General features: G+C 63.2%; 1 protein-coding gene. It reads right to left on the reverse strand.

What is annotated here, in order from left to right; translation table 11 throughout:
- Positions 1-54 precede the first annotated feature (54 nt).
- Entirely contained in the window at positions 55-13,668 is a 13,614-nt protein-coding gene (locus tag ACFI9K_RS02670) for a non-ribosomal peptide synthetase (RefSeq protein ID WP_462662114.1), read from the reverse strand.
- Between the last annotated feature and the right edge of the window lie 214 nt (positions 13,669-13,882).

Below are 13,882 nucleotides of genomic sequence, written 5' to 3' on the forward strand. Positions count from 1 at the left end.
CCCCCCCCCCCCCCCCCCCCGGCCCCCCCCCCCCCACGACCGTTCGGAGAATTCTCAATCCTTTCCCGCACGCACCATCCACGCGTCGAGTTCGCGGCCGACCGTGGAAAGCGACTCCGCGGTGGTCATATCACCATGCGAAGCGTCGATGGGAATCTCGGTGACGTCACCGACGACGAAATCGATCCAATGCTCTGCGGCATCGGCCGGCGTCGGATGATCCAGCGCTGCACTGAAATAGAGCAGGTCACCCTTGAAGACACTTGGGCTGTAACCGTTGATCCTGGCCGCACTGGCGACTGCCTCGTCCAAAAGTTCGAGAACCTGATCGTCCTCGAACAGACCGACCTGTGACCGAACCACAGACACGATCTGCTCTCGCACGGAGTCATCGAGGACGCTGCTCTTCGGGCCGGTACCGATATCGATTCCCAGGGCCCTCAAGTTTTCCGAGAACTCCTGAGCAAAGGCGGATTCGTCGACGCGCGGAAGGCTGTCGAGCATGGCCAGCGTGGCGACCTCGTGACCCAACTCCTGCAAGGCCACGGCAATGGCGTGTGCCAGCACGCCACCGAACGACCAGCCCATCAGGTGGTACGGGCCCGCCGGCTGGACGCGCAGTATCTCCTGAACATAGACCTGCGCCTGATCGACCAGGTTGTCGACTCGAGGCACGTCCGCAGTCAGTCTCGGTAGCTGGAGTCCGTACACGGGACGCCCCACGGTGAGAGATCCACCGAGTGTCGCGTAGTTCCACGCCAGTCCCACCATCGGGTGGATGCAGAACAACGCCGGTCGGTCACCGTCGGCGCGGATAGGGAAAACGGCGGCGAGAGAATCTGTCGGCGCGTCGCCCTCGGCCGACTCCACCGACGTCTGGATCCGCTTTGCCAACGATTCGACAGTAGGTTCGGTCAGGATCCATTGCACCGAAACCGTCGCATTGCAGCGCGATCGTATCTGCGATGCAAGCTTGGCCGCTGTCAGCGAGTTACCGCCCAGATCGAAGAAGCGGTCGTCGAGACCGACCTCATCGAGTCCCAACACATCACCGACCGACGCAGCTACCGCCACTTCCCATATCGTCCGAGCCTCTCGATACTCGAGCCGTCGGACCTCTGGATCCGGTAACGCACGACGGTCGAGCTTTCCGTTGACGGTGAGCGGTAGCGAATCGAGCACGACCAGTACATCGGGCACCATGTAGGACGCGAGTCGAGCCGCCAGGTGCGCACGAACTGCCTCGGTCGATGGAGCACCGTCGCCGACGACGTAGCCGACGATTCGGGCCCCCAGCAAACTGTCCTCACGCATGACAGAGACTGCCTGCTTCACACCCGGTGCCGACATCAGCGCAGCGTCGATCTCTCCGAGTTCGATTCGGAAACCGCGCAATTGCACCTGCGAGTCTGCTCGACCCAGATAGTCGAGGGTCCCCTCTTCGGTCCACCGCGCCAGGTCGCCCGTTCTGTACATGGCCGACCCCGCATTCGAGAAGGGGTCGGCGACGAATCGGCCCGCCGTGAGCGCCGACCGACCGAGATAACCGCGTGCCAGTTGACCACCATGAACGTAGATTTCACCGATGACGCCGGCCGGAACAGGGCGCAGTCCTTGGTCCAGTACATATGTTCCGAGGCCATCGATCGCGGTACCGATCGGACTGTGCGCCTCGCTTCCGGTGTGGTCGATGGCGTGATGTGTCACGTGCACGGTCGTCTCGGTGATGCCGTACATATTGGTCAGCACCGGACCCGAAGAACCGTAGCGCTCGAACCATGTGGACAGCTTCTCGGTTTCGAGTGCTTCCCCGCCGAACACGATATGACGCAGTGCATTGGTGCGATGCCCACCCTGCCGATCTGCCTCGGCGAACTGGTAGAACGCCGAGGGCGTTTGGCTCAGTACGGTGACGTTTTCCGACGAGACCAACTCCGCGAACTCTCGAGGCGACCGTGACGTCTCGTAGTCGACGATCACGAGTGAACCACCGTGCAGCAGCGGGCCCCAGATCTCCCAGACGGAGAAGTCGAACGCGAACGAGTGGAACATCGTCCAGACATCGGTCTCACGAAAATCGAAGAGCGCGTGGGTATTGCGGAACAACCGCACTACATTCTCGTGCGGGACGGCGACCCCCTTCGGCACACCGGTCGAACCGGAGGTGTATATGACGTATGCCAGCGACCGGGCACTGCTCGAACCCGATGGACGCTCATCGGCACCGATCGGACCCGCTGGCCGATCGTCCGTTCCCGACCCGTGCATGTCGAGTACAGGCACACCCGAGTCCGCCAACGAACTGCTGCCGTCACTGTCGGTCAACAGTGCAACAGGCCGTGCGTCGTCGAGCATGAAACGAGCACGCTCTGCAGGCAACGTGGTGTCGATCGGTAGGTAGCCGGCCCCGCTTTTGAGGACCGCGATGAGGCCGACGACCATGTCGACACCTCGCGGAAGAGCAATAGCCACCAGCGTTTCCGGAGCAGCTCCCCCGTCGACGAGAACACGAGCAAGGCGGTTCGCACGCTCGTCGAGTTCTGTGTAGGTGATCCGAGTACCGGCGCAGACAACCGCCACCGAGTCCGGTGAGGTCCGGACCCTGCTCTCGAACAGCGAGATCAGCGTGTCGTCTACCGCCGCGATATCGGCAGAACCGCTCCAGGAGTCGAGAACCAACTTTCGCTCGTCGGGATCGAGGATGTCGATCGAACCGATCGAACGCGTGTCGTCCGCGACGACGGCGTCGAGTACGCGTACGAAGCGAGAGGTGATCTGGGACGCGTCGTCGCTGCCGAACAGATTTTTCAGGTACTTCAACGTGAAGGTGACTATGGTATTCGCCATCACCACCAGGGTCAGCGGATAGTGAGTTGCATCCTTGGTTTCCACACCGGTGACATACATGCCGTCGATCGAGCTCGCTGCAGACAGCCCTGAGGTGTCGATCGGATACGACTCGAACACAACGAGTGTGTCGAACAGCGCGCCCTCCCCCACGGCCTCGGCGATGTCGGTGAATCCGACGTAGTGGTGATCCAGCAGCCCCGACTGCTCGTTCTGAACTCGGTCGACGAGCTCAGCGACCGTCATCCGGGGGTTCTGCGCGACCCGCACCGGGACCGTGTTGATGAACAATCCGACCATGGACTCGATACCGTCCAGCTCGGCCGGTCGACCCGATACTGTCGTCCCGAACACGACATCGTCTCTGGTCATCAAGCGCGACAACAGAATTCCCCAAGCGACCTGCACAAGGGTATTCATGGTGACGCCGAGCTTCGACGCCGCTGCGGCCATCCGCGAAGTCGCCGATTCGTCGAGCACCAGCTTGAACTCGTCAACCTCGAGCTCGCTGCCGGAGCTCACCGCGTTCTGCGCGAGGAACGTCGGTTCGTCGATTCCGTCGAACGCCTGCTTCCATGCCGTCAACGACATCGCCAGATCCCGAGTGGAGATCCACTCCAAGAAGTTCCGATACGACCGAACTCGTGGCAACGGGGTGGTGTCACCGTGCGTTGCGTAGAGCACCAAGAGATCCTTCATCAGAACCGGCATCGACCAGCCGTCGAGGAGAATGTGGTGGCTGGTTACGGCAAGCACCCAGGAGTCCGGACCCGTCCGGATCAGAATGAACCGAATCAGTGGCGGGGTCGTCATATCGAACCCGCGCGCCTGCTCCTCACGAAGCACCTGATCCACGGCTGCCGTGCCCGCCCCCTCGAGGTCGACGGTTCGCCACGGCACGTCCACCGCGTCGACGACTACCTGCACGGCATTACCTTCGGAGTCACGCAGAAATGCCGTCCGTAAGTTCGCGTATCTGGACAGAATGCGCTCGGCGGCAGTACGGAGCCGGCTCGGATCCACCTCACCGCCCAGATACAGCTGCACCTGGGTGGTGTAGACGTCGGTCGACGATTCGGCAACCAGCGCGTGGAAGAGCAGTCCGTTCTGCAATGGTGATAGTGGCCAGATGTCCACCACGCCGGTACGCGCCGCCTCCCAGCGCTCGATATCACGCTGCGCGACGTCGACCAGCGGCACGTCCGAGGGCGTAAGACCACCCGAACCCGGCCGGCCGACGTGAGCGACGATCGACTCCAGTGTCGATTGCCACAACTCGGCCAGCACTCGCACCCGAGTCTCCGACAAAAGTGTGTCCGGGAAGCCGAAGTCCGCGGTCAGCCGTCCGCCGATCACGATCGCGTTGATATCCACCGGTGCCATCGCCGGTGCATCGTCGTCGGGAACACCCGAGAGGTCGCCGAGATCACCGGAAGGAATCCAGCCGTACTGCGACATGCCCTCGGGGATGTCGGCAGCCGACACCCGTCCGAGGTAGTTGAAGCTGATCTGCGCACGTGCAGCGGAGGGCGGAGCAACGTCCGGATCGCCCATGTATCGCAGCAACCCGTAGCCGAGCCCCTTGTCGGGCACTGCCCGCAGCTGTTCCTTGACGGACTTGATCAGATCGCCGGCCCCGGGCCCACCGAGGAACGCGTCCTCGACATCGACCCCACCGAGATCGAGTCGGACCGGATAGATACTGGTGAACCAACCGACCGTGCGCGAGAGGTCGGCACCGGGCACCAGTTCCTCTTCGCGCCCATGTCCTTCGAGTCGGACCAACACCGACGACGAGTACTCGGCGCGCCATCGTACGACGGCCAGCCCGAGCGCGGCCAGCAAAATGTCGTCGACGCCTGCGTGGAACGCGGTAGGTACCTTCGTGGTCAACGCTTCGGTCGTAGCTTCGTCGAGTTCGATGTGAACCTTGCGTACCGATGAGGCAAGGTCGATCGACGGGTCGAATTCTCGGCTTCCGACGGGCACCTCGATACCGTCGAGAACGGTGTTCCAGTAGGGAAGCTCGGCTTGCCGTTCGGCCCCACGTGCATTCTCTTCGAGGGCGTGGGCCCATCTTCTGAACGAAGTTCCGGGGACCGCCAGAGTGGGCGCGGAGCCACTCGAGACCTGAACCCACGCTGCGATCAGATCCGGCACTATGATTCGCCAGGAAACACCGTCGACGACGAGATGGTGCGCCGAGATGATCAACCGACCGGCGGTTCCGAGCGCGTCGCCCTCCTCCGTTCGAGGATCCAGCCACGCGAATCTGGTGACAGAACCTCGCGCGGGGGCCAGTGCGCTCAGCGACTCTTCGAGAGCGTCCGCTGCGATCTCGACGAGTTCTTCGGCGGTCGCGGTCGGCGCATAGGTCGTCCTGGTCACGGCCGACTCGACATCCACCGTCCCCGGTGGACGAGTTTCGAGGGTTCGGACTCCGGACTCGTCAGCGTGCAGGACCGCTCTGAGCATGTCGTGACGATCGACGACGGCGGTCAAGGTGGCGACCAATTGCTCGCTTGTGATGCCGACCGGTAGTTCCACAGCCAAATTCTGGGTGAAGCGATCGGAACCGCCGGTGCGCTCCACCATGAAGCCGACGGCGGGAGTCAGCGGAATCGTGCCCACCCCCCCACCTGGTAGCTCCTCGAGCACGACCGAGACACCGGATTCGACGATCTCCGCAAGTCCGGCGACAGTCTTTCGCTCGAACACATCGCGTGGGCCGAAATTCAACCCACGGGCACGGGCTCTCGACACCAGCTGAATCGAGACGATGCTGTCGCCTCCGAGGGCGAAGAACGAATCGTCGACGCCCACTCGGTCGACGCCGAGGACCTCGGCAAACACTTCGCTCAGGGCGCGCTCGGTCGCCGTTGTCGGTTCCGCGCTCGGGACGGAGTCGAACACCGGATCCGGCAACGCATTTCGGTCCAGCTTGCCGACCGGAGTCAGGGGCACTCGATCCAGCAGCACAACCGCGGACGGCACCATGTGGGCGGGCACGGCGCGAGCGACGTGCGCGAGAAGCTCGGAGCTGTCCACTACCGACCCGGACATCGGCCGCACGTACGCGACCAACGCTCCACCACCGGACGCGAGCGTCTTGCCGATGGTCGCGACGAAGTCCACCCCGGGGTACGACGCGATGACCGAGTCGATTTCACCGAGCTCGATTCTGAAGCCGCGGATCTTGACCTGGAAGTCCGACCTACCCACGTATTCGATCACGTTGCCGGCCGGCGCAGCTCGCCAGCGCACCAGGTCCCCAGTTCGATACATGCGTGATCCAGCGCCCAGAAACGGGTTCGCGATGAAGCGGTCGGCGGTGAGTCCGGGTCTGCGGTGGTAACCCCGAGCGAGCTGAACCCCTGCGATGTAGAGCTCTCCGATAACACCGAGGGGGACAGGACGCAACCGTGAATCGAGCACGTACGAGGACATTCCACGGATAGGGCCACCGATGGAAAGCAGGTCGTTGCGCGTGAGTGCGTCGCTGATGTTGGTCATGATCGTGGTCTCGGTCGGTCCGTAACCGTTGAAGAAGGCGACCTGCTCAGACCACCGCGCCATCAATTCCGGGCTGCAGTGCTCCCCGCCGGCCACGACGACCTCCACACCGCCGACTGCGGCCGGATCCAGCGACCCCAGCACGGTCGGAGTCAGGAATGTGTGAGTGATGCGCTGCTCGCGCAGCAACGCCTCGAGCTCGCCGCCTCCGTACGTCATCGGAGGAGCGACGACGAGAGTCGATCCGGATCCGACGGCGAGTAAGAGCTCGAGAACGGACGCGTCGAAGCTGGGAGAGGCAAAGTGCAGAGACCTGGAATGGGTGGACAACCCGTATCGGTCGCGCTGCTCAGCGGCGAAATTCGCCAGCCCTCGATGAGTGACCATCACGCCCTTGGGCTTTCCCGTCGAGCCCGAGGTGTAGATGTAATACGCGGCGTCGTCTACCCGGCCCGGTCGTGCCTGCAACGCACCTGCAGCGTCAGCATCGCCCGCCGTGCCCGAAAGTTGCTCGACCACAAGCCAATCCGGGCCTGAAGGAAGACCGTCTCGGGAATCCACCGTGGTCAGACCGATGTCGACACCCGAATCGGAGAGCATGAACTCGACTCGATCTGCAGGATAGTTCGGATCGACAGGCACGAACGCGGCACCCGTTTTCGCCACTGCCCATACCGCAGTGACCGATTCGATCGAACGCACGATGGCTACGGCGACCGCATCACCTGGGCCGATCCCCCGCCGGATCAGCTGATCGGCGAGCAGCGACGACCTCTCGTCGAGTTCACGGTACGTCAGCGAGACATCTCCGAGCTCGAGCGCAATCCCACTCGGGTTCGCTGCGACCGCATCGGCCATCAGGTCGACGAGTCGACGTGGTTCGACGGTTCCCACCGGCGCGCGCAGGAGCTGCTCGACTTCGGACGCTGCGGACAGCTCCAGGTCCCCCACTACGACATTCGGGTCGAGCGAAACCTGGCTCAGAACACTATCGAACCGCGACGCCAGAGTGTCGATCGAACTGGCGTCGAAAAGGTCTGTTGCATAGGTGATCATGCCTTCGATCCCCGCCGCACCACCGTCGCGATCCACGCGTTCGGACAGAGTGAACTGCAGGTCGAACTTGGCCGTCGTGTCTTCGATGTCGACGCCTGCAATTTTCAGTCCAGGCAATTCGAGCGAGTCCGTCGCGGTGTTCTGAAACGAGAGGGCGATCTGGAACAGCGGGTGACGGGCCTGCGAGCGTTCCGGATTGAGCTTTTCCACGAGCCGCTCGAACGGGACGTCCGCGTGGGCGAACGCTTCGAGGTCCGAATCTCGGACACTGCGGAGGACATCTACGAAGGTCTCGTTCGGTGACACGCCGGTCCGCAGCACAAGGGTGTTGACGAACATGCCGACCAGTTGGTCCAGAGCAGCGTCGCCGCGCCCGGCGATCGGGGTGCCGACCACGACGTCATCGCTGGCCGACAACCGAGCAAGCATCACTGCCAGGGCCGCGTGAACGACCATGAACAGCGTCGACCCGTTTTCACGTGCGATTTGGGCCAGACCGGCGTGAACCTGAGGGTCGACGTCGAACCGCGCGGCGGCACCTGCGTTGCTCGCCACAGCGGGCCGAGGCCGATCGGTCGGCAGGTCGATTCGGTCCGGAATCCCCGCCAAAGCTGTTGTCCAGTAATCGAGTTGCGATGCCATCAACGAGTCGGCATCGTCCTCCTCACCGAGCACTTCTCTCTGCCACAGGGTGTAGTCGGCGTACTGGACCCGGAGCGGAGCCCAGCCGGGAGCAGTGCCTGCCGTGCGTGCCGAGTAGGCCGCGACGAGATCTCGCGCCAATGGGCCCATCGAGAACGCGTCACCGCTGATGTGATGAACGACGACCATCAGGACGTGTCGGCGTTCGTCGAGACGGTACAGAGAGGCGCGCAACGGTACTTCCCGAGTCACGTCGAACGGGGCCATCGCTGCCTCGGTCAGGACGGTCACCATGTCGCCGGCGGCGATCGGCTGCGGGTCGATGTCGGGCAGCGGATACCTCTCGGTCAGGACCAGTTGTTGTGCACGTCCGTCCACCTCTGGGTAGAGCGTCCTCAAGGACTCGTGCCGGTGCACGATGTCAGCGATCGCCGCTTGCAAAGCTGGGATATCGAGATCACCGTCGAGAGAAATTGCGAGCGGAAGATTGTCGGCAGAGGAGTCGACATCGAATCGGTTCAGGAACCACATCCGTTGCTGGGCATAGGACAGTGGCACGGTCGCGGGTCGCTCGACCGGACCGAGGGTGGGCATCGCTCGCTCGTTCGATCGAGACATGACCGCGGCCGCCAACGAGTACACGGTGGAGAACTCGAACAGATCACGCACGGGCACATGCCATCCCAACGCAGCACCGACACGGGCGGCCAGTCTCGTTGCGATCAGGGAGTTGCCGCCGAGCTCGAAGAAGTCGTCGTCGAGACCGACGCGATCCACTCCGAGAACGTCGGAGAACGCCGATGCCACTATCGCCTCGATGGGCGTCGACGGCGCTCGGTAGTCACGACTTTCGAACGATGGAGCCGGCAGCGCTCGCCGGTCGAGCTTTCCGCTCGAATTGAGGGGGAATGATTCGAGCACGACGAATGTCTCGGGAATCATGTATGCGGGCAAGAGGTTCTTGGCGAAAGCAGTGAGCCCCGCTCGATCCACCGCTGCTCCCTGAGCCGCGACCACATAGGCCACCAGTTGGTCTCCTGTCGCAACGGGGACCACGAGTACTGCGACCTGACCGACGTCTGCGGACTTGAGCAGGGCGGACTCTATATCGCCTAGTTCGATGCGTTGGCCACGGAACTTGACTTGGAAGTCGCTTCGCCCGATGTATTCGAGGATGCCGTCGAGTCGCCGACGAACGAGGTCTCCGGTGCGGTACATGCGGCCACCCGAGCCGGTGACGTCGGCGACGAATCGATCGCATGTCAGATCCGGGCGAGCCACGTACCCGCGCGCCAGTTGGCGTCCGGTCAGATACAACTCCCCCTGCACACCCGCGGGAACGGGGTGGAGTCGACGGTCCAGAACCACTGCGCCCACATTCCATTCGGCGACGCCGATCGGTACCGAGCCCGTGACCCCCGGCTGCGCTTGGAACGAGGTGACCGATACCGCGGCTTCGGTAGGCCCGTACAGGTTGTGCAGTCGGGCATCGCTGATCGCGGCGAAATCGGTGACGGTTTCGGGAGGAAGCGCTTCTCCGATAACGAAAACATCACGCAGAGTAGCGCATTCGGCTGCCCGAGCGTGTGCGGCGAACACCGACAGCATCGACGGAACGAAGTCGGTGACCGTGACTGCGTATCGGGCGATGGCGCGCGAGATGTACTCGGGATCGCGATGGCCGTCGGGCGTCGCCAGGACAAGGGTTGCCCCGACGCGCAGCGGGAGGAAGAAACCCCACACCGACACGTCGAATGTCGTTGCGGTCTTGTGGAAGTAGACGTCGGAACGGCCCAGCGCATACTGTTGAGTCATCCATACCAGCTGGTTCTCCACTGCCCGGTGAGAGACTGCGACGCCCTTCGGATTGCCCGTGGATCCCGAGGTGAAGATGACGTAAGCGAGTCCGTCGTTGTCGGTACGCACCACTTCGTCGACTCGAATTGGCGAACCATCGAGGTCGGAAAGTTCCGACTCGTCGACGGCGACGACGAGAGAACCGGACAGTGCCGTCGACGTCTCGGCGCGAACGGTCAACACACACAGTGGGTTTGCGGTTCTGAGAATGTGGGCCGTGCGCTCGGCCGGCAGATCGGGGTCGATCGGAACGTACGCACCGCCCGCCCGCAGCACGGCGTAGATGGCAACGACCAGATCGATCGACCGACGGATCGACACTCCGACGAGAACGTCGGGTCCCACTCCCCGGCCGATGAGGTGACGTGCGAGCCGATTCACGCGGCAGTCGAACTGCCGATACGTCAGCTCATCGTCACCGAACACCACGGCCGTAGCGTTCGGTGTGACCTCGACCTGCGCGCAGTAGGCGTCCAGGACAGCGCGATCGTCCACGGGCACCTCATCCGCAGCCGACTGCGCCGATACCACCGCATGCTCGGCATCGCCGAGTAGGTCGATATCGCCGACAGGTGCCGTCGGATCGGCAACGACCTGCCGCACGATCGCCAGGAATCGATCCGCGAAACGCCGGACGGTCCCCTCGTCGAACAAGTCTGCGGCGTAAGTGAACGTGCCCGAGATCGAGCGATTTTCGCTGCCGCTTTCGCGTTCTTCCAGTACCAGTTGGAGGTCGAACTTGGACACCACTTCACCGAGAGCGAGCGGTTCGATGGAGAGCTGGGGAAGTTCGAGCGACATCGTCGCGTGGTTCTGGAAGAACAAGGCGGCCTGGAAAAGCGGATGCCGGTCGCCGGACCTGGTGGGATCGAGAACCTCCACCAACCTCTCGAAAGGTAGATCGGCATTCGCGAAGGCCTGAAGATCGGCCTCTCGGGTGCGGGCGAGAAACTCCTCGAACGACTCTGCCGGATCCACGACCGAACGCAGGACCAAGGTGTTGACGAACATTCCGATGAGGTCGTCGAGAACCTCCTCACCACGGCCGGCGGTGGGGGCACCGATGGCCACATCGACCGAGTCCGACAATCGATACAGCAGGACTGCGAAAACAGCGTGCGCCGCCATGAAAAGAGACGCGCCCTGCGCGCGTGCCACACGGTCGAGTTCGGCGGTGATCGAACTATCGACCTCGAACTCCACGACCCGCCCGATCCCGGTCGGATCGAGTGGACGCGGCCGGTCGGTCGGCAGATCGATCTGCTCTGGAAGACCTGCCAGAGTTTCTCTCCAGAAGGCGATCTGGCGGCCCCCGACGGACTCGGGATCATCGTCCGCGCCGAGCAACTCACGCTGCCAGAGCGCATAATCGGCGTACTGGACTGGTAAAGGAGCGAACTCGGGCACTCGCCCTTCTGCGCGGGCAGAATACGCGATCATGATATCGCCCACCAGAGGTGCGATGGACGCTCCGTCGGCAGAGATGTGGTGCGCAACGATGACGAAGACGTACCTGTGCTCACCGACATTCAAGAGGGCGAGCCGGAGCGGAACCTCTCTGGTGACGTCGAATCCGCCGAAGGCCAGGGCGCGCACGCGATCGAGCGCGAGCTCCTCGTCGATCGATTCGCAGCGCAACACGACCCCGCTGTCAGCGGAAGTGTGCACCAGTTGATAGCCGATGCCGTCGATCTCGGGATAGGAGGTACGGAGCGATTCGTGTCGTTCGATCACATCTGCCACGGCGAGCGTGAGTGCCTGAACATCGAGGTCACCATCGAGGGCAATAGCCGCGGGGATGTTGTTCGCGGCCGAGTCGGTGTCGAATCTGTTCAGGAACCACATCCGTTGCTGCGCCAGCGACAGCGGGATCCGGTCCGGCCGCGGTAGCGCCCGAGGCGGCGGGTGCGCCGCCTCCGATGTTCCGGCTTGGACCCGGAGCGCCAGTTCCGCGACGGTGGATCCCTCGAAGATCAGGCGAGGCGGAACGCGCACGCCCGTCGCGGCACCCAGTCGAGACGCCAATTGCGTTGCGATGAGCGAGTTTCCGCCCAGTTCGAAGAAGTCGTCGTCCGCTCCGACCCGATCGATCCCGAGCAGCGTGCCGAATATTTCCGCGATGGTTGTCTCTAGTTCCGACGAGGGTGCCCGAAACTCGACGGTGTCGAACACCGGGGCGGGCAGAGCCGCACGATCCAGCTTTCCGACCGGAGTCAGCGGAATCGAATCCAACCGAACCAGCATTGCTGGAACCATCTGCCGGAGAAGTCGTTCCGCGAGGAATGATTTTATCGCATTCTCATCGAAATCCGCCGGCGACGTCGGAAGAACGTACGACACCAGGACAGTAGCCCCTGACGGCGTCTCGCGCCCGACCGTCACTGCGAACTCGATGCCGGGGTGATCGGTCAGAGCCGAGTCGATCTCGCCCAACTCGATCCGAAATCCCCGTATCTTGACTTGAAAGTCGTTGCGGCCCAGGAACTCCATCGTTCGGTGGCCGTCTTCGACACGCCATCGCACAAGGTCGCCGGTGCGATACATCCGCGTACCGGCGTCGGCGAACGGGTTGGCCACGAAGCGATCTGCCGTCAAGCCCGGTCGGCGGTGGTAACCACGAGCGAGTGCCGGTCCGGACAGGTAGAGCTCTCCCGCGACTCCGTCCGGAACCAGTGTCATCGCCGCATCGAGAATATGGGCGCCCATTCCGCGAATAGGACCGCCGATCGTGACTCGAGCTCCCGCCACCATGGGCTCCGAAGCGCTGGTGGTCATCGTAGTTTCGCTCGGTCCGTACAGATTGTGCAATGCGCGCCCGGGCGCCCACCGGCGGACGAGCTCGGGCGGGCAGGCTTCACCGCCGACGAAGATGGTTCCGAGCGAGTCGACATCCGTGTGATCCACCGATGCCAGGGCCGATGGCGTGATGAAGGCGTGTGTGACTCGATTGTCTCGAATCAGCGCCGCGAGCTCTTCGCCACCGAGCACTGAACTCGGCACGATGACCAGAACCGATCCTCGTGCGACGGCCAGGATGATCTCGAAGATGGACGGGTCGAAGCTCGGCGAGGCCAGGTGGAGGACTCTTGATTCCGCGGTCAGCGGGAAGCGCTCGAGCAGTTCTTGAAAGAAGTTCGCCAGACCTGTGTGGGTGACCACCACGCCCTTGGGCTTCCCTGTCGAACCTGACGTGTAGATCATGTACGCCGCGTGCGCGGCATCGAGTGCGCGTAACCGATCTTCGGTTGTTACGGGTTCCGCACTCTGCGCGGCAATGCTCTTCTCTGTCTCGGCATCGTCGATGACGAGCCAATCGACCGTCGACGACAGCGATTGTGCGAACTCGGGCGTGGTCAGCCCGAGCACGGCCTCCGAATCGGCGACCATGTACTCGACTCGGTCCGCCGGGTATGTCGGATCGATCGGTATGAATGCTGCGCCGGTTTTCGACACTGCCCACATGCACGTCACCGAAACGTCGGACCGAGAGATGGCCAAGGCGACGAAGTCTCCTGGTCCGACGCCGCGATCGATCAGTAGGCGAGCGATCTTGGAGGATCGCTCGTCGAGTTCTGCATAGGAGGCTGTGCGCCCCTCGAACACGAGAGCGGTGGCGGCAGGATCGGACTCGACGGCCGAGGCGAGAAGATCGGGGAGAAGTACTGCGCGCGGCCTGCGCGGCCGGGAGGGGCGCCGACGCCTGCCACCCGATCGTCCGCTCTCGCCCGTTGTTCCCGAATCCTCCACAGCCATCCGAATAAACTCCTCACATCGAGCGAAAACTGTCGGTCGCCCGTCTCGCTCCCGCACTGCGCGTTGCCGACCACGCACGCCTGTTCGACGCGCCCGGTCCGATCACATCAGTATTGCCTATCGAATACTCGAGATCTCCCGCGGCACGCACCACCGTGACCATCGATCGAGGCTCCGATTCGTTACGCGCAGGGACGGCCGGACAGCCGCCCAT

The organism is Rhodococcus sp. PSi06 (genome assembly GCF_054960675.1).

What these genes read in the sequence shown, in the direction of transcription:
- ACFI9K_RS02670 (WP_462662114.1), bottom strand. Translation starts at nt 13,668, where the DNA reads ATGGCTGTGGAGGATTCGGGAACAACGGGCGAGAGCGGACGATCGGGT.